The sequence below is a fragment of the Mycobacterium sp. KBS0706 genome (assembly GCF_005938675.2).
Classification (GTDB): domain Bacteria; phylum Pseudomonadota; class Alphaproteobacteria; order DSM-16000; family Inquilinaceae; genus Inquilinus.
In genome coordinates this window covers 102,439-120,662 of the sequence record NZ_VCCH02000014.1, presented here as the reverse complement: position 1 = coordinate 120,662, position 18,224 = coordinate 102,439, and the positions used below count along the sequence as shown (strand labels likewise).

The 18,224-nt window shown below is 69.7% G+C and carries 16 protein-coding genes; 12 read left to right on the top strand and 4 right to left on the bottom strand.

Features of this window, described 5'->3' with window-relative positions:
• The first annotated feature begins 114 nt into the window (after positions 1 to 114).
• From mprF to FFK22_RS10375, 11 genes are all read left to right on the top strand, one after another.
• On the top strand, positions 115 to 2,748 hold the full coding sequence (gene mprF / locus FFK22_RS10425) for a bifunctional lysylphosphatidylglycerol flippase/synthetase MprF (protein ID WP_138886418.1): 2,634 nt from the start codon (positions 115 to 117) through the stop codon (positions 2,746 to 2,748).
• Complete coding sequence (locus tag FFK22_RS10420) at positions 2,745 to 4,184, top strand: virulence factor family protein (protein ID WP_138886417.1); 1,440 nt, start codon at positions 2,745 to 2,747, stop codon at positions 4,182 to 4,184. Before mprF ends, FFK22_RS10420 begins: the two co-directional genes overlap by 4 nt.
• 117 nt (positions 4,185 to 4,301) lie before the next feature.
• Positions 4,302 to 5,789 (top strand): replicative DNA helicase, encoded by a 1,488-nt coding sequence (locus FFK22_RS10415; RefSeq protein WP_138886416.1) that lies wholly within the window; start codon positions 4,302 to 4,304, stop codon positions 5,787 to 5,789.
• Positions 5,779 to 6,897 (top strand): alanine racemase, encoded by a 1,119-nt coding sequence (alr, locus tag FFK22_RS10410; protein ID WP_138886415.1) that lies wholly within the window; start codon positions 5,779 to 5,781, stop codon positions 6,895 to 6,897. Before FFK22_RS10415 ends, alr begins: the two co-directional genes overlap by 11 nt.
• A complete protein-coding gene (locus FFK22_RS10405; protein WP_138886414.1) occupies positions 6,894 to 7,664 on the top strand; it encodes an ABC transporter permease in 771 nt (256 codons plus the stop codon). Before alr ends, FFK22_RS10405 begins: the two co-directional genes overlap by 4 nt.
• Before the next feature lie 5 nt (positions 7,665 to 7,669).
• Positions 7,670 to 8,446 carry an ABC transporter ATP-binding protein gene (locus FFK22_RS10400; RefSeq protein ID WP_138886413.1) on the top strand — a complete coding sequence of 259 codons (777 nt, stop codon included), beginning with the start codon at positions 7,670 to 7,672 and terminating at the stop codon, positions 8,444 to 8,446.
• A 78-nt stretch (positions 8,447 to 8,524) separates the two neighbouring features.
• Positions 8,525 to 8,773 (top strand): antitoxin, encoded by a 249-nt coding sequence (locus tag FFK22_RS10395; RefSeq protein WP_138886412.1) that lies wholly within the window; start codon positions 8,525 to 8,527, stop codon positions 8,771 to 8,773.
• 117 nt (positions 8,774 to 8,890) lie between these two features.
• Positions 8,891 to 10,327, top strand: a complete 1,437-nt coding sequence (gene radA / locus FFK22_RS10390) for a DNA repair protein RadA (protein WP_138886411.1) — start codon at positions 8,891 to 8,893, stop codon at positions 10,325 to 10,327.
• Positions 10,263 to 11,051 (top strand): CvpA family protein, encoded by a 789-nt coding sequence (locus tag FFK22_RS10385; RefSeq protein ID WP_138886410.1) that lies wholly within the window; start codon positions 10,263 to 10,265, stop codon positions 11,049 to 11,051. Before radA ends, FFK22_RS10385 begins: the two co-directional genes overlap by 65 nt.
• A gap of 68 nt (positions 11,052 to 11,119) precedes the next feature.
• Positions 11,120 to 12,586 carry an amidophosphoribosyltransferase gene (gene purF, locus FFK22_RS10380; protein WP_138886409.1) on the top strand — a complete coding sequence of 489 codons (1,467 nt, stop codon included), beginning with the start codon at positions 11,120 to 11,122 and terminating at the stop codon, positions 12,584 to 12,586.
• 4 nt (positions 12,587 to 12,590) lie between these two features.
• Complete coding sequence (locus FFK22_RS10375) at positions 12,591 to 13,310, top strand: SDR family NAD(P)-dependent oxidoreductase (RefSeq protein WP_138886408.1); 720 nt, start codon at positions 12,591 to 12,593, stop codon at positions 13,308 to 13,310.
• Here FFK22_RS10375 and FFK22_RS10370 read toward each other — a convergent pair whose 3' ends face one another.
• The 4 genes from FFK22_RS10370 to FFK22_RS10355 are packed head-to-tail and all read right to left on the bottom strand — an operon-like array spanning position 13,311 to position 17,697.
• Entirely contained in the window at positions 13,311 to 14,489 is a 1,179-nt protein-coding gene (locus FFK22_RS10370; protein ID WP_138886407.1) for an esterase, read from the bottom strand. It abuts the gene before it with no gap.
• A gap of 55 nt (positions 14,490 to 14,544) precedes the next feature.
• Positions 14,545 to 15,438 carry a 3-hydroxyisobutyrate dehydrogenase gene (gene mmsB, locus FFK22_RS10365; protein WP_138886406.1) on the bottom strand — a complete coding sequence of 298 codons (894 nt, stop codon included), beginning with the start codon at positions 15,436 to 15,438 and terminating at the stop codon, positions 14,545 to 14,547.
• Between the two features lie 44 nt (positions 15,439 to 15,482).
• Entirely contained in the window at positions 15,483 to 16,550 is a 1,068-nt protein-coding gene (locus tag FFK22_RS10360) for an enoyl-CoA hydratase/isomerase family protein (protein ID WP_138886405.1), read from the bottom strand.
• Positions 16,551 to 16,557: 7 nt separating this feature from the next.
• Positions 16,558 to 17,697, bottom strand: coding sequence for an acyl-CoA dehydrogenase family protein (locus tag FFK22_RS10355; protein WP_138886404.1), 1,140 nt, complete (start codon positions 17,695 to 17,697; stop codon positions 16,558 to 16,560).
• A 119-nt stretch (positions 17,698 to 17,816) separates the two neighbouring features.
• Here FFK22_RS10355 and FFK22_RS10350 point away from each other — a divergent pair, with 119 nt between their 5' ends.
• A complete protein-coding gene (locus FFK22_RS10350) occupies positions 17,817 to 18,221 on the top strand; it encodes a heme-binding protein (protein WP_138886403.1) in 405 nt (134 codons plus the stop codon).
• Positions 18,222 to 18,224: the final 3 nt, after the last annotated feature.

The following is an 18,224-nucleotide window of genomic DNA, read 5'->3' as shown; positions in this document are numbered from 1 at the left end:
CTAGGCCCGCCCGGCCGCGACGCAACCTGAACAACAGGTTGCAAACTCTTAACGTGATCCGCGGGGCGGCCGGGATTAGCGTCCGCACCATCCGGTCCCATCGAGTTCCCGTCCATGTCCACGGCACAGCCGCAGGCGGTTTCCGTTCCGACTGCCGACGCGGCCGCCGTCACCGGCGGCCTGACCCTTCGACCCATGCACCAGCGCCTGAAGCCGGCCCTGCTGACGATCGTCACCCTGCTGCTGTTCGCCGGCGCCGCCTATGCGATCCGGCAGGAGCTGGCGGCGATGAGCTGGCACGACCTGATCGGCCGGATTCGCGCCCTGCCCTGGACCTCGGTCGGGCTGGCGCTGATGGGTACGATCGGCAGCTTCATCGCCCTGATGGGGTACGACTGGTCGGCGCTGCGCTATGTCGGCGCCCGCGTGCCGCTGCGGACCATGGCCCTGGCCAGCTTCTGCGGCTATGCCGTCGGCAACACCATCGGCGGCCTGGTCACCGCCAGCTCGGTACGCTACCGCGTCTACACCGCGACCGGGCTGGAGTTCGGCGACATCGCCAGGATCGCCGGTTTCTGCGCCCTCGCCTTCGGCTTCGGCATCGTCACGGTCGGCGCCGCCGGGGTGCTGCTGCAGCCGCATCTGCTGACCCGCGCCCTCGGCGTCCACAGCGCCTGGACCACTGCCGGCGCCGCCGTGATTCTGGCCGGCGCCGCGCTGTTCCTGCTGCTCTGCGCCCTGCGCCGGCCCGGCCAGACGCTGCTGGGCCGGATGCCGTTGCCGAGTTTCGGCATCGCCGCCGGCCAGCTGGTGATCTCGACGGTCGAGCTGCTGTTCGCCGGCTTCGCCTTCTGGGTCCTGCTGCCGCATGGCAGCGTGCCGTTCAGCGCCTTCTTCGTCGTTTTCGTCGTCGCCACCGTGGCCGGCATCATCAGCCATGTGCCGGGCGGCGTCGGCGTGTTCGAATCGGTCATGCTGCTCGGCCTCGGCACGGTGCTGCCGCCGCAGGCCATCGCCGCGGCGCTGGTCATCTACCGCGCGGTCTACTTCCTGATCCCGGTGATCCTCGCCGTCAGCATCCTCGCCAGCGCCGAGACCGCGCGCGGCCTGCGCCGGCTGCAGAGCCACGCCCCGACGCGGCTGACCCTGGATGTCGCCGGCCGGCTGATGCCGTCGGTGATGGCGGCGTTGATCTTCGTCGTCGGCACGCTGCTGCTGGTTTCGGCGGCCACGCCGACGCTGAAGAGCCGCTTCGAGATCCTGGAGACCCTGCCGGTCGCGGTGGTCGAGCTGTCGCACATCCTTGCGGCGGTCACCGGGCTGGCGCTGCTGGTCGTCGCCTGGGGCCTGTTCCGGCGGCTGATCGCCGCCTACTGGCTGACCCTGCTGCTGCTCGGCGTCAGCGCCGTGCTGGCGCTGGGCAAGGGCTTCGCCTGGCGCGAGGCGCTGCTGCTGCTGCTGTGCCTCGTCATCATGCTGCCCTGCCGCGAGGAATTCTGGCGCCGCTCCGCCCTGTTCGACCAGCCGATGACCCCGGGCTGGCTGGTCGCGCTCGGCAGCGTCGTCGGCGGCATGGCCTGGCTGACCTTCTTCTCCTTCCGCCACGTCGCCTACGCCAACGACCTGTGGTGGACCTTCGAGGTCCATGAGGAAGCGTCGCGCGCCCTGCGCGCCATGGTGGCGGTCAGCCTGCTGGCCACGCTGTACGGCCTGTGGCACCTGGTCCGGGCCCATCGCGGCCGGATGACGGCGCCGACCGCCGCCGAGCTCCACCAGGCCGAGCAGATCCTGCGGCAGCAGCCCCGCGCCGAGGCCAACCTGGTGCGCATGGGCGACAAGGCGATCCTGTTCTCGGACAGCGGCCGCGCCTTCCTGATGTATGCCATCCAGGGCCGCACCTGGGCCGCGCTGGGCGACCCGGTCGGCGCGCGCGAGGACTGGCCGGAGCTGATCTGGCGCTTCCGCGAGATGACCGAGGCCACCAGCGGCCGCCCGGCCCATTACGGCGTCCGCGCCGAGACCCTGCCGCTGTATCTCGACACCGGCATGACCCTGTCGAAGCTGGGCGAGGAGGCGCGGGTGCCGCTGCGCGCCTTCACCCTGGAGGGCGGCAGCCGCAAGAAGGCGCTGCGCTACGCCCTGTCGCGCGGCGAGAAGGACGGGTTGAGCTTCGAGATGGTGCCGGCCGGCGCCGGCACGGGCGTGATCAGCGAGCTCGGCGCCGTGTCCGACGATTGGCTGCATAAGCAGGCGGCCAAGGAGAAACGGTTCTCGCTCGGCGCCTTCATCCCCGACTACGTCCATGGCTCGCCGACGGCCCTGGTGCGCGAGAACGGCCGGCTGGTGGCCTTCGCCACGCTGATGGTGACGGAAGAGAAGAGCGAGGTCGCCATCGACCTGATGCGCCACACCGAGGCGAATTCCAAGCTGGTGATGGAGTACCTGATCACCAAGCTGATCGTGCATTTCAAGGAACAGGGCTACGAGACGCTGAGCCTCGGCATGGCGCCGCTGTCGGGCCTGGAAAGCCACCCGCTGGCACCGCTGTGGCATCGCATCGGCCGCTTCGTCTACCGCAGCGGCGCGCGCTTCTACAATTTCGAAGGGCTGCGAACCTTCAAGCAGAAATACGACCCGGTGTGGGAGCCGCGCTACCTGGCGACGCCGAGCGGCCTGGCCCCGGCCCTGGCCATCTCGGACATCGCGGCGCTGATCGGCGGCGGGATCAAAGGGCTGGTGGCACGATGAAACGGACCTCCTGGCTGGCCGCCGCAGGGCTGGCAGTGACGGCCGGGGTCGCCCTGGCCGCTGCGGCCTGGCTGGTCCCCGACCAGCGCGCCTCGGCCGCGCCGCCGCGCAGCTATGACGGCGGCACCCTCGGCTCCGTCCGCCTGTGGCAGCCGGACGGCCAGCCGGGCTCCATGGTCTTCCTGCTGTCGGACGACACCGGCTGGACCGCCGAGTTCGACGCGGCGGCGCAGCGGCTCCAGGGCACCGGCGCCTTCGTCGTCGGCGTCGACCTGAAGAGCTATCTCGACGGGCTGGAGCACAGCGACGATGAGGACTGCCACTCCCCGGCCGGCGATTTCGAGGATCTGAGCCAGCGGCTCGAGCGCGAGTTCAAATTCGCCGCCTACCATGCCCCGATCGTGGTCGGTCGGGGCCAGGGCGCGACCGTCGCCTATGGCGCGGTGGCCCAGGCGGCGGCCAGGACCACGATCGCAGGCGCCGCCAGCATCGGTCCGCTGCCGCCGCTCAAGACCAAGCTGCCGCTGTGCTCGGGTCCGGCCGACACGCCGGTGGCGACGCCGGCCCAGGGCGGCGGCTTCACCTATGGGCCGCAGCCGCACATCCCGGGCTGGTGGCGGATCGGCCTGCAGCAGCCCGACGCAGCCACGAACGATCTCGCCACGGCGTCCGGCGGCGAGGTGATGACGCTGCCGCAGGATGCGCCTCTGGCCGACCAGGTCGTGGCGATGCTGCACCAGGACGCGCCGGCGGATGCGGACGCCTCCGCCGTCAGCAGCCTGCCACTGGAGGAGTTGCAGGCCGCCGGCCCCTCGCCCACCCTGGCCATCATCTATTCCGGCGACGGCGGCTGGCAGGATCTCGACAAGAGCATCGGCGAAGCCCTTCAGAGCAAAGGGGTTTCCGTCGTCGGCGTCGACAGCCTGCGCTACTTCTGGAGCCAGCAGACGCCGGAGCAGACGGCCAAGGATCTGACCCATATCATCGACCATTACGGCAAGGCCTGGGGCGCCCAGCGGGTGGTCCTGATAGGCTATTCCTTCGGCGCCAATGTCCTGCCCTTCGCCTATAACCGGCTGCCGGCGGCGGAGAAGGCGAAGGTCGACCAGATCAGCCTGCTGGGACTCGCCGAGCGGACCGATTTCGAGATCCGGGTCACCGGCTGGCTCGGCGTCAGCGCCGATGACGACGCGCCCCCAGTTGCGCCGGAGCTGAAAACGATCGATCCGGCCCGGATCCAGTGCTTCTACGGCGAGGAGGAGGACGACACCGTCTGCCCGACCCCCGCCATGGCCGGCACCGAGGTGATCAAGACCACCGGCGGGCATCATTTCGACGGCGACTACGACAGCCTCGCGCGCATCATCATGGGCGGTGCCGCGAAGCGGCAGCAGGCGGGCCTTTCGGCTGCGACCACCAAGCCGGCAACTCCCTGATTTGACATCCAGATTCCGGTTGTCCACAGAACCGTCCACATTCGGTCCCGCTATCCACAGGGGTCCGGGACCGTCGATTTGTGGCGGTTTCCCACCGGGCTGCGGTAGGGTGGGCCGATGGAGAAGTTCCGTCCCGAATCCCCCCTCACCCTCGTTCACAGCGCCGACCAGATGGCGAGCCCGACCTACCGGCGGATGCCGGCGAACGAGGAGGCCGAACAGGCGCTGCTGGGCGCCATCCTGGCCAACAACACCGCGCTGGAGAAGGCGTCGGACTTCCTGCGGCCGGAGCATTTCTATGTGCCGGCCCATGGCCGGATCTATGCCGCGGCACTGCGACTCGCGGAGCAGAACCGGATCGCCGATCCGATCAGCCTGAAGCAGTATTTCGAGACCGACAACGAGCTCGAGGGCGTCGGCGGCGCCCAGTACCTGACCGACCTGGCGGCCAGCGTGGTCTCGGTGATGAACGCCGAGGACTATGCCCAGACCATCTACGACCTGTCGCTGCGGCGGCAGTTGATCACCATCGGCGAGGAGGTGGTCAATGACGCCTACAAGCTCGACAACGAGCTGGACGGCCCGGCCCAGATCCAGGAGGGCGAGGAGAAGCTCTACCGCCTGTCCAGCGCGGGCGTGCTGCGCAAGGATTTCGAGCCCTTCGGCGACATCCTGGCCCGCGCGGTCGAGGCCGCCGGCAAGGCGCTGGAGCGCGACACGCCGCTGACCGGCGTGACCACGGGCCTGGCCGAGATCGACAAGATGATGGGCGGCCTGCAGCCGTCGGACCTGATCGTTCTGGCCGGGCGGCCGGGCATGGGCAAGACCGCGCTGGCCACCAACATGGCCTTCAACGCCGCCACCGCCTATCTGCGCAAGAACGGCAAGGAAGGCGCCGTGGTCGGCTTCTTTTCGATGGAAATGTCGTCCGACCAGCTCGCCGTCCGTATCCTGTCCGAGGTCGCCGAGATCGCGTCGGAGAAGATCCGCAAGGGCGACATGAAGCGGGCCGACTTCCCGCGCGTGGTCGAGGCCGCGAACCTGATCCGGCAGACACCCTTCTTCGTCGACGACACCGCCGGCGTTTCCATCAGCACGTTAAGAACGCGCGCCTTGCGACTGAAACGGCAGCATAATCTCGGCATGCTGGTGGTCGACTACATCCAGCTGATGAGCGCCGGCGGATCGAAGAAAACCGACAACCGGGTGCAGGAAATCTCGGAGATCACCCGCGGCCTGAAGATCCTGGCCAAGGATCTGAGCATCCCGGTGATCGCCCTGTCCCAGCTGTCGCGCCAGGTCGAGAACCGCGAGGACAAGCGGCCGCAACTCTCCGACCTGCGCGAATCCGGCTCGATCGAGCAGGATGCCGACGTGGTCATGTTCGTCTATCGCGAAGCGTACTACCTGTCGAAGGGCGAGCCGCCGGAGGGCACGCCGGAGCATCAGGACTGGATGGCGGCGATGGACCGGGTCCACAACGTGGCCGAGGTCATCGTCGCCAAGCAGCGCCACGGCCCGACCGGCACGCGGCGGCTGCATTTCGAGGGCCAGTACACCAAGTTCTCCAACCTCCAGGTCGATCCCAGCTTCGATGACCAGTGAGGCGGCGGCGCTCGGCCGGGCCGGCGCCCTGCTGACCATCGACCTCGACGCCATCGCCGAAAACTGGCGCCGGCTCCGCGCGCGGGGCGGCCCGGCGGAATGCGGCGCCGTGCTGAAGGCCGACGCCTACGGCCTCGGCGCCGCGCCGGTCGGCCGCGGCCTGTTCGCCGCCGGCGCCCGCAGCTTCTTCGTCGCCCATCTGGACGAAGGGATCGCGCTGCGCGGCGTGCTCGACGAACCTCGCATCGTCGTCCTTAACGGCCTGCTGCCGGGCCTCGCCGCCGACTACACCGCCCATCGCCTGATCCCGGCCCTGAACGATCCCGGGCAGATCGCCGCCTGGGCCGGACATGCCCGGGCGCTCGGCACCGCCCTGCCCGGCTTCGTCCATCTCGACAGCGGCATGAACCGGCTCGGCCTCGCGCCCGAGGACCAGGAGCGGCTGGCCGCCGACCCGGGCAGTCTCGGCGGCATTGCGCCGATCACCTGGATGACCCACCTGGCCTGCGCCGAGGAGGCCGGGAACCCGATGAACCGGGCGCAGCTCGACCGGTTCCGCCGGGCGATGGCGACGCTGCCCGAGGCGCCGGTCAGCATCGCCAATTCCTCCGGCATCTTCCTCGGCCGTGGTTTCCACGGCGACCTCACCCGCCCAGGCGCCGCCCTCTATGGCATCAACCCGACGCCGGGCCGGCCGAATCCGATGGCGGAGGTGGTGCGGCTCCAGGCCCGAATCCTGCAGATCCGTCGCGTTGACACCCCCATGACCGTTGGATACGGTGCCGCCCACCGCGTGGAGGGTCCGGCCAGGCTCGCGACGATCGCCGTGGGCTATGCCGACGGGGTCCCGCGGTCCGCCAGTGGTCGCGGCGCCGTGCGCATCGCAGGCTTCACCGCGCCGATCACCGGCCGCATCTCGATGGATCTGATCACGGTGGACGTGACCCACATTCCCGAACCGCTGGCCGCGCCCGGCGCCCTGGCCGAGATCATCGGCCCGGAGCTGACGCCCGACAGGCTGGGCGAGAGCGCCGGCACCATCGGCTACGAGATCCTGACCAGCCTCGGCCGGCGTTACGCCCGGCGCTATCTCGGCGGCGCCGAATGAACTTCCTCGCCACGATCGGCCGCACCTTCCTGGCTTTCCTCGCCGCGGTCGGCCGCCTCGCTTTGTTCACCCTGACCGCGCTGGCGCAGTGCCTGAAGCCGCCCTTCTACCCGCGGCTGTTCCTGCGCCAGATCATCGACATCGGCTATTACTCGCTGCCGGTGGTCGGGCTGACGGCGCTGTTCACCGGCATGGTGCTGGCGCTGCAGACCCAGGCGGGCTTCGCCCGCTTCGGCGCCGGCGGCTTCGGCGCCAGCGTCGTCCTGCTGTCGGTGGTGCGCGAGCTCGGGCCGGTGCTGGCCGGGCTGATGGTCGCCGGCCGCATCGGCGCCTCGATGGCCGCCGAGATCGGCACCATGCGGGTGACCGAGCAGATCGACGCGCTGAGCACGCTGTCGACCAACCCGTACAAATACCTGGTGGCGCCGCGGCTGATCGCCGGCCTGCTGATGCTGCCATGCCTGGTGATCGTGGCCAACATCATCGGCGTGTTCGGCGGCTTCCTGATCAGCGTCTACCGGCTGGGCGACAACCCCTCGGCCTATATGACGGCGACCTGGCAGGCGCTGGAGGTCGAGGACATCGTGCTGAGCCTGATGAAGGCCGCGGCCTTCGGCTTCGTCGTCGCGCTGATGGGCTGCTACCACGGCTACAACTCGCGCGGCGGGGCCCAGGGCGTCGGCGCGGCGACCACCAATGCTGTGGTTTCCTCCTCGATCCTGATCCTGCTGTTCGACTTCATGATCACCGGCCTGTACGTGGGGTGACGGCGATGGCGACCACCCCCAAGATCAAGCTGGAGGGCGTGCACAAGGCGTTCGGCCCGAAGCAGGTGCTGCGCGGCATCGACCTGGAGATCGCGGCCGGCGAATCCCTGGTCGTGATCGGCGGCTCCGGCACCGGCAAGTCGGTGCTGCTGAAGTCGATCCTGGGCCTGATCCGCCCGGACCGCGGCCACATCCTGATCGATGGCGCCGAAACCACCCGGCTGTCGGGCGGCGACCGGGTTGACCTGATGAAGCGCTTCGGCATGCTGTTCCAGGGCGCCGCCCTGTTCGACAGCCTGACCGTCTGGGAGAACGTGGCCTTCGGCCTGATCCAGGGTCGCGGCGAATCCCGCAAGCGGGCGCAGGAGATCGCGGTCGACAAGCTGGCCCAGGTCGGCCTCGGGCCCGATGTCGCCGCCCTCTTCCCGGCCGAGCTGTCCGGCGGCATGCAGAAGCGCGTCGGCCTGGCCCGCGCCATCGCGGCCGAGCCGGAGATCATCTTCTTCGACGAGCCGACCACCGGCCTGGACCCGATCATGGCCGACGTGATCAACGACCTGATCGTGAAATGCCGCCGCGATCTGGGCGCCACCACCCTGTCGATCACCCACGACATGGCCAGCGCCCGCAAGATCGCCGACCGCATCGCCATGATCTATGAAGGCCGGATCATCTGGGCCGGGCCGGCGGCGCAGGTGAACGATTCCGGCAACGCCTATGTCGACCAGTTCGTGCACGGCCGGGCGGACGGGCCGATCCAGATGCAGGTCCGGGTTTCCTGACGCTGCCTGAGTGTGGCCTTTGCGGCTCTCCGAGCTGGATAGTATCTACTGGTGGTAGATATCAATTGGAGACGCCCCATGTCGAAAACCGGAATCGCCCGATTGTTCCGGCACGGGCGCAGTCAAGCCGTGCGTTTGCCCAAGGAATTTCGCCTGCCCGGCGAAGCCGTCCGCGTGACCCGCGTCGGCAATGGGGTGCTTCTGGAACCGATCGAAACGGATATCACGGTCTGGTTCGCCAACCTCGATCGCTTCGTCGAGACGCCTTTCATGCCGGAAGGCCGGGAGCAGCCCGCCATGCCGATTAACCAATTTGACCTTGTGTGATGCTCTGCCCATCAGCGAGTTTGCCCGGACGCCGATGCGTAGATGCTCCGTCCAACTCGGCATGACAGGATGAGAGTGCAACGCCTTTCCGTTCGGTTCCTCCGATAGGCCCCATCTGTGGCGAAGAACGCGACCCGCTACATCTGCCAGAATTGCGGCGCCAGCTATTCGCGGTGGGCTGGCCGCTGCGACTCCTGCGGCGAGTGGAACACCCTTGTCGAGGAGGTGGTCGAGGCCGCGCCGAAGGCGTTCGGGGGCGCCAAGGCCGGTGGCGGCCGGGCCATCGCCTTCACCGACCTGGCCGCGGCCACGATCGAGGAGCCGCGCTGGCGCAGCGGCAATGACGAGTTCGACCGGGTCTGCGGCGGCGGCATCGTCGCCGGCTCGGCCATCCTGATCGGCGGCGACCCCGGCATCGGCAAGTCGACCCTGCTGCTGCAGGTGCTGTGCCGCCTCGCCGGCACCATCGAATGCGCCTATGTCTCGGGCGAGGAGGCGGTCGACCAGATCCGGATGCGGGCCCGCCGCCTGGGCCTGGCCGACGCGCCCGTCCGCCTCGCCGCCTCGTCCAATGTCCGCGACATCATCGCCGCCATGGACCGGCCGGACGGGCCGAAGGTGGTGGTGATCGATTCGATCCAGACCATGTTCCTGGAGGCGCTGGAGAGCGCGCCGGGCACCGTGGCCCAGGTCCGCGCCTCGGCGGCCGAGCTGATCCGCCACGCCAAGCGCCGCGGCACCGCCCTTCTGATCGTCGGCCATGTCACCAAGGACGGCGCCATTGCCGGCCCGCGCGTGCTCGAGCACATGGTCGACACCGTGCTCTATTTCGAGGGCGAGCGCGGCCACCAGTTCCGCATCCTGCGCGCGGTGAAGAACCGCTTCGGCGCCACCGACGAGATCGGCGTGTTCGAGATGACCGATGGCGGCCTGGCCGAGGTCAGCAACCCGTCCGAGTTGTTCCTGGCCGACCGCAGCGGCGACGTCTCCGGCGCCGCCGTCTTCGCCGGGCTGGAGGGCACCCGGCCGGTGCTGGTCGAGATCCAGGCCCTGGTCGCGCCCTCGCCGCTCGGCACCCCGCGCCGCGCCGTGGTCGGCTGGGACAGCGCCCGCCTCGCCATGGTGCTGGCGGTGCTGGAGGCGCGCTGCGGCGTCGCCATCGGCATGAACGACGTCTATCTCAACGTCGCCGGCGGCCTGCGCATCGCCGAGCCGGCGGCGGACCTGGCGGTGGCGGCCGCCCTCATCTCCTCCCTCACCGGCGTGCCGGTGCCGCGCGACACCGTGGTGTTCGGCGAGATCGGCCTGTCCGGCGAGATCCGCGCGGTGGGCCAGGGCGATGCAAGGCTGAAGGAAGCCGCGAAGCTTGGATTCGCCGCCGCGATCGTGCCACAAGGACACCCGAAGCGGGGCCGCGCCGCCAGCCGCGACGCATTGCCGATCGAACGGCGCAGCATCGCCCGGCTGGAGGAGCTGGTGGCCCTGTTCCATGTCGACGGGCGCGGCGCTTCGGCAGGCCGCCGCAGGAGCTTCGAGGAGACCGATTCTGGATAGCCTTCCCATCGCCGCCGGCGACATCGCGATCCTGATCATCCTCGCCATCTCCGCCTTCCTGGCGCTGGCGCGCGGCTTCGTGGCCGAGGTGCTGTCGATCGCCGGCTGGCTCGGCGCCGCGCTGGTGACGCTGTGGACCTTCAACGACGCCCGGCCCTATCTGCGCCAGTACATCGAGATGCAGCTCCTGGCCGACATCCTGACCGGGGTCGGCATCTTCGTCGTGGCGCTGGTGATCTTCTCCACCATCAGCCACCTGATCGCCCGGGTGGTGAAGGGCTCCGCGCTCAGCGCGGTCGACCGCTCGCTCGGCTTCGCCTTCGGCGTGGTGCGCGGCGCCGTTCTGGTCTGCCTCGCCTATCTGCTGCTGACCTGGGTGTTCCCCGAGACCCGGCGGCCGCCCTGGCTGGAGAACGCCCGGATGCTGCCCTGGGTGCAGGCCGGCGCCGAATACCTGAAGACCCTGGTACCGCAGGAGGCGCTGGCCGGCGCCATCGACAAGGCCAAGCAGGAGGCCCCGGCCCTGACGCCGAAGGAGATTACCGACCCGATCGGCAGCCTGCTCAACCAGAACCAGCCCCCCGCCCCAGCGAACACTCCGGCCCAGCCGCAGCCCGCCCAGCCGCCGGCCTCCGCTCCGCCTGCCCCCGGCATCACGCCGACACACCCGACGCAGACGCATCCGGCCCCCCCGTCGAACGCGGGTGCAACCGGTGGCGGTTGACATTATATAGCTGCCAGACGTTCCGAATGGCGCCGATGGTGCCCAGGACCAGGAGCCCTCGCGGCGACATGCTGACGACTGATCCCTTCGATCTCACCGGCGACACGCTCCGTGAGGAGTGCGGCATCTTCGGCATCATGGGGCACCCCGAGGCCGCCGCGATGACCGCGCTGGGGCTGCACGCGCTGCAGCACCGCGGCCAGGAGGCCTGCGGCATCGTCTCCCATGACGGCGAGCAGTTCTACGTCCATCGGGCCAATGGCCTGGTCGGCGACGCCTTCTCGTCGCAAGCGGTCGTCGGCCAGCTCAAGGGCAATGCCGCGATCGGCCATGACCGCTACGCCACCACCGGCGGCGCGGGGCTGCGCAACGTCCAGCCGCTGTTCGCGGATTTCGAGTTCGGCGGCTTCGCCATCTCGCACAACGGCAACCTGACCAATGCCGGGCGGCTGCGGCACCAGCTGGTCAGCCGCGGCTGCCTGTTCCAGTCGACCTCGGACACCGAGGTGTTCCTGCACCTGATGGCGACCGCCCGCGGCGGCAACGTGATCGACCGGCTGGTCGAGGCGATGCGCCAGGTCGAGGGTGCCTATTCGCTGATCGCCCTGTCGTCCGAGCACGTCATCGGCATCCGCGACCCGATGGGCTTCCGGCCGATGGTGCTGGGCAAGCTGGAGACCGCGTCCGGCACCAGCCACGTGCTGGCGTCGGAGACCTGTGCGCTGGACATCATCGATGCCGAATTCGTGCGCGACGTCGAGCCGGGCGAGATGGTGGTGCTGACCGCCGAGGGCGTCACCAGCATCAAGCCGTTCCAGCCGGCCGAGCGGCGCTTCTGCATTTTCGAGTACATCTACTTCGCCCGCCCCGACAGCGTGGTCGAGGGCTCCTCGGTCTACGAGGCGCGGCGGCGGATCGGCGCCGAGCTGGCGGTCGAATCGCCGGTCGAGGCCGATGTGATCATCCCGGTGCCGGATTCGGGCGTGCCGTCGGCCATCGGCTTCGCCGCGCAGAGCGGTGTGCCCTTCGAGCTCGGCATCATCCGCAACCACTATGTCGGCCGCACCTTCATCGAGCCGACCGACCAGATCCGCCATCTCGGCGTGCGCCTGAAGCACAACGCCAACCGGGCGATGATCGAGGGTCGCCGGGTGGTGCTGGTCGACGATTCGATCGTGCGCGGCACCACCAGCCAGAAGATCGTGAAGATGGTGCGCGCGGCAGGCGCCAGGGAGGTCCATATGCGGATCTCCAGCCCGCCGACCACCAACCCCTGCTTCTACGGCGTCGACACGCCGGAGAAGTCGAAGCTGCTGGCGAGCAACTACTCGGTGCAGCAGATGGCCGAGCTGATCGGCGTCGACAGCCTGGCCTTCATTTCGATCGACGGTCTGTACCGGGCGATGGGCGCGCCGAAGCGGGCCGGCAACGCCCGCCAGTTCTGCGACGCCTGCTTCACCGGCGACTATCCGACGCCGCTGACCGACCACACGGCGGCGCCGCGCCGCAGCTCCGCCCTCTCCGAGCGCGTCTGACCCGATGGCCGAAACCACGAGGCCCCTGGAGGGCCGGATCGCGCTCGTCACCGGTGCGTCGCGCGGCCTCGGCGCCGCGGTCGCGGTCCGGCTGGCCGCCGCCGGCGCCCATGTCGTCTGCGCCGCCCGCACCGTCGGCGGGCTGGAGCAGACCGACGACGCCATCAAGGCTGTCGGCGGCAGCGCCACGCTGGTGCCGATGGACCTGTTCAAGTTCGAGCAGATCGACCTGCTCGGCGGTTCGCTGGCGCAACGCTTCGGCAAGCTCGACCTGCTGGTCGCCAATGCCGCGATGCTCGGCCATCTCGGGCCGGTCGCCTACAGCGACCAGAAGGTCTGGGGCCAGGTGCTCGACCTCAACCTCAACGCCAATTACCGGCTGATCCGCTCGGTCGACCCGTTGCTGCGTGCCGCCGCGGCGCCGCGCGCGGTCTTCGTCACCGATCGCATCGCCCGCAGCGGCATCGCCTATTGGAGCGCTTACGCCGTGGCCAAGGCCGGGCTGGACACCTTGGCCGGGCTGTACGCGGCGGAGACGGCGAAGACGGAGCTGCGGGTGGCGCTGTTCCATCCCGGCCCGATGGCCACCCGCCTGCGCGAGCAGGGCTTTCCGGGCGAGGCCCCCGGCGCCCAGCCGACGCCGGACGCCGCCGCCGCCCGGCTGGCCGCCCGCTTGCTGGCCGGGGACGGCCTCGCCCCCGGCAAGGTCGCGGACTGGGACTGATCAGTCCCTGAAAATCTTCTGCAGGAAATCCGCCAGCGAGGGGCGCCACGCCGCCATCTCGTGATAGAGGCCAGGATATTCCTTGTAGTCGTAGCGGATTCCGGCGGCGTCGAGGTCCTTGCGCAGCCCGGCGATGTCCTTGCCGGTGACGGTGTCGTCGCTGCCGACCGTCACGGAAAAGCCGCGCAGGCTGGCATTGACCTTGGCCGGGTCGGCCAGCGCCTTGGCGATGCCGGCATCCGGCACCGTGGTCTGCGACACGCCGCTCAAGGTCGCCAGCCAGGCGAAGGTGCCAAGATGGCCGAGGCCGGAGACCAGCGCCTGGTAGCCGCCCTGGGACAGGCCGGCCAGCGCGCGCCCCGCCGCATCGGTGCGCACCCGGTAATGCGCCTCCATATAGGGGATGATGTCGCCGATCAGCTCCTGGTCGGCCGCCGCGGCGTTCGCCGGGTAGAAGGTCTGGCGCCGGGTCGCGCCCGGAAAATCCTCCGGCACCGCCGCGGCAATGTCGGTCTCGGTGTCCGGAATGACCACGATCATCGGCACGATCTTCTTGTCGGCCAGCAGATTGTCGAGGATCTGCGGCGCCCGGCCCTGGGTGACCCAGGACCACACCGTGTCGCCGAAGCCGTGATAGAGATACAGCACCGGCAGCGGCGCCGAGCCGTCGCCATAGCCCGGCGGCGTCCACACCAGCATCTGCCGTTCGGAGCCCAGCGCCTGGCTGGTCAGGGTCACGACCCGCAGGTCGCCATGCGGCACCGGCTTGATGTCGACGATGCTGCCCGGCACCAGGATCAGGCTGCTGTTGACCTGGCGCTGCGGCTTCGGAGCGTTGCTGCCGGTGTCGGTGGCTCGGAAGCCATCGACGTTGAAATAGTACTCGTACAGGTCGGGCGCGACCGGGCCGATCGCGACGCTCCAGACGCCGCGCTCGTCCCTGGTCATCGCCGTCGCCTTGACCTTGGCCGGGTCCATCGAGCCGAACACGACCGAGACCGCATTCGCCTCCGGCGCGAACAGCCGGAAGGTGATGCGGCGATCCGCCTCGACCCGGGTGACGAAGTCGCGCAGCGGCTGATCGGCCGGCGGCAAAGCGGGAATGCCGGGATCGGCGGCCATCGACGGCGCTCCATAAAACGACAGAAGAACCGCGATCGACGCGGCGAACTTGCGCATGAGGTCCCTCCCGAGTCTTGGGCAGGAATTATGCCCGACAAACGGGAGAAGCCGCCTATTTCTCGCCGGAGATCAGCTTGAAGATGCCGGAGAAATCGGTGTCCGCAGCGCCCTCGTTGACGAACAGGGTGTACAGCGAGGCGGCGGCGGCGCCGAGGGGCGTGGCGGCGCCGGCGGCCTGGGCTGCGGCCTGCGACAGGCGCAGGTCCTTCAGCATCATCGCCGCGGTGAAGCCGGGCTTGTAGTCGCGGTTGGCCGGCGAGGTCGGCACCGGCCCCGGCACCGGGCAGTAGGTGGTCAGCGACCAGCATTGGCCGGAGCTCTTCGACGACACGTCGAACAGCTTCTGCCGCTCCAGCCCCAGCTTGTCGGCCAGGGCAAAGGCCTCCGACACCGCGATCATCGAGATGCCGAGCACCATGTTGTTGCAGATCTTCGCCGCCTGGCCCGTGCCCGGCCCGCCGGTGTGGATCACCGCCTTGCCCATCGCCTGCAGCACCGGCTCGGCCTGGTGGAAGGCCTTGTCCGGGCCGCCGACCATGAAGGTCAGGGTGCCGGCCGCGGCACCGCCGGTGCCGCCCGAGACCGGCGCGTCGACCATGGCGAAGCCGCGGGCCGCCGCCTCCTTCGCGATCAGCCGCGCGCTGTCGACATCGATGGTCGAGCAGTCGATCAGCAGCGCCCCCGCCGGCGTGTTGGCGCAGACCCCGTCGGCGCCGAGATAGGCTTCGCGGGCGTGGCCGCCGGTCGGCAGCATGCTGACCACCACCTGCGCCTCCTCCACCGCCGCAGCGATCGAGGGCTTGGCGGCGATCCCCTCCTTCGCCACGGCTTCCCGCACCGACTCCACCGGGTCGAAGCCGGACACGCGGTGCCCGGCCTTGACCAGGTTCAGCGCCATCGGCCGGCCCATATGGCCGAGCCCGAGAAAGGCGATTCGCAGCGACATCGGGGTCTCCTCACACCAGGGCGTTGGCCGCCCGTCCTGTTGGTTCAGTCGAAGCTCAGCTCATGGCCGGGCAGCGGCTGGAAATAGGCCGCCACCGCGGCATCGTCCACTGCGTCCAGCGTCGCCGGCCGCCACTTCGGATCGCGGGTCTTGTCGACCAGCTGCGCCCGCACGCCCTCGAAGAAGTCCGGCGCCGCCAGGAAGCGGTGGACCATGCGGTATTCCATCGCCGCCACCGCGTCGTAGATCATGGTCCTGCCCTGGCGGATCTGCCGCAGCGTCACCTTCAGGCTGGTCGGCGACCCGGCGCGGATCTGCACCGCCGCGGCCTGCGCCCAAGCGCCGCCTTCGGCATCGAGCGCCGCCAGGATCTCCTCCACCGTGTCATGGCCGAAGCAGCGGTCGATCGCCAGGCGCAGCGGCGCCAGGGTCGGCGCGCCCGGATCGGCGGCAAAATTCTGCAGCACCGACTCCGCCACCAGCCCCCCCTGGCCGATCCATTCGGCATCGGCCAGGGCGGCGACCAAGTCGTCGACCCGGGCCGAGGCGACGTGATGCGTGCCCATCCGGCTATACAGCATGTCGGCGGCGCCGATCCGTGCCCCGGTCAGGGCGAGGTAGGTGCCGATCTCGCCGGGGCACCGCGACAGGAACCAGCCGCCGCCGATATCCGGGAACAGGCCGATGCCGCATTCCGGCATGGCGCTCAACGTCTTTTCGGTCGTCACCCGGTGCGAGCCATGCACCGACAGGCCGAGCCCGCCGCCCATGGTGACGCCGTCCAGCAGTGCGATCCAGGGCTTGGGAAAGTGATGGATGGCATGGTTCAGCCGGTACTCGACCCAGAAGAAGTCCTGCTCCAGGTCGCCGTCCGGCGCGCCCGATTGCGGCCCCCGTTCATACACCGCACGGATGTCGCCGCCGGCGCAGAAGGCGCGGTCGCCGGCGCCGCGAACCACCACGGCATGAAGCTCCTGATCCTCCGCCCATTCCGCCAGCTTCGGCAGCAGCGCGCGGCACATCGGCAGCGTCAGCGCGTTCAGCGCCTTCGGCCGGTTCAGCGTCACGATGGCGATCGGCCCTTCGCGGTCGATCAGGATCTCGTCGGTCATCCGGCTTTCACTCTGCCAGCAGGCGGCGGGCCACGATCAGGCGCATGATCTCATTGGTGCCTTCCAGGATCTGGTTGACGCGGACATCGCGCAGGAAGCGCTCCACCGGATACTCCTTGATGTAGCCGTAGCCGCCATGCAGCTGCAGCGCATCGTTGCAGATCCGGAAGCCGGCGTCGGTGGCGAAGCGCTTGGCCATGGCGCAATGCTGGGTCGCGTCCGGGTCGCGCCGGTCGAGCGAATCCGCGGCGCGGTGGATCATCAGCCGGGCCGCGTCGAGGTCGATCGCCATGTCGGCCAGCTTGAACTGCAGCGCCTGGAACTCGGCGATCTTGCGGCCGAACTGGCTGCGCTGCAGCATGTGGCCGCGCGCCGCCTCCAGGCAGGCCCGGGCACCGCCGACCGAACAGGCGCCGATATTGACCCGGCCGCCGTCCAGCCCCTTCATCGCGAAGGTGAAGCCCTGCCCCTCCTCGCCCAGCCGGTTGACCACCGGGACGCGACAATCCTCGAAGATCACCATGGTGGTGACCTGGCTGTTCCAGCCCAGCTTCTTCTCCTTCTTGCCGAAGGACAGGCCGGGCGTGCCCTTCTCGACCAAGATGGCCGAGATGCCCTTCGGCCCCGCCTCCCCGGTCCGCGCCATCACCGCATAGACGTCGGAGGTCGAGCCGCCGGAGATGAAGGCCTTGGTGCCGTTCAGCACATAGTGGTCGCCGTCGCGCACCGCCTTGGTGCGCAGCGAGGCGGCGTCGGAGCCGGAGCCGGGTTCGGTCAGGCAGTAGCTGGCGAAGCGCTCCATCGTCATCAGCGACGGCAGGAAGCGCGCCTTCAGCTCCTCCGACCCGAAGCTGTCGATCATCCAGCCGACCATGTTGTGGATCGAGACATAGGCGGCGGTGGAGACGCAGGCCGCCGACAGCTCCTCGAACACGATCGCGGCGTCGCGCCGGGTCAGGCCGCTGCCGCCATGCGCCTCGCCGCAATAGATGCCGGCGAAGCCCAACGCGGCAGCCTGGCGCAGCGTGTCGACCGGGAAGATCTGCTCCTCGTCCCAGCGGGCGGCATGGGGCGCCATCTGCTCCACGGCGAAGGCGCGCGCGGCATCGCGGATGGCGTCCTGTTCGGCGTTCAGCGTGAAGCTCATGGAATGAGCGTGGCCGCAACCGGGCCCGGGATCAAGGGGTGCGCGTACGATTCTTTCGCGCTGCGGCGAAGGGGGCCGGCGCTGCTATCCTGGCCAGGCCGATTCCACCGGAGAGCGCCATGCCCGACTTCGCCCCTGCCCTCGCCGAAGCCCAGGCCGTTCTGGCCGCTGCCCTGGCCGAGGCCGGACGCCGCGAGCAGCAGGTCGCGGCGGTGGTGGTCGACCGCGGCGGCCACATCGTCGCCGCGGCGCGGATGGACGGCGTCGGCCACCTGACGCTGGAGATCGCCCGGCGCCGGGCGGCCGCGGCGCTGCATTTCGGCGAGCCGACCCGCGAGCCCGCCCTGCGACTTGCCCGCGACCCGGCCGAGGCGGCGCAGCTGGCCGGGCTGGGCGAGATCCTGGTGCAGCCCGGCGGCTTCCCGTGGCGCGACGCCGGCGCCGTGGTCGGAGCCCTCGGCATCGCCGGCGCCGGGGCCGAGGACGACCACGCCATCGGCGATGTCGCGATCGGCATGCTGTAGACG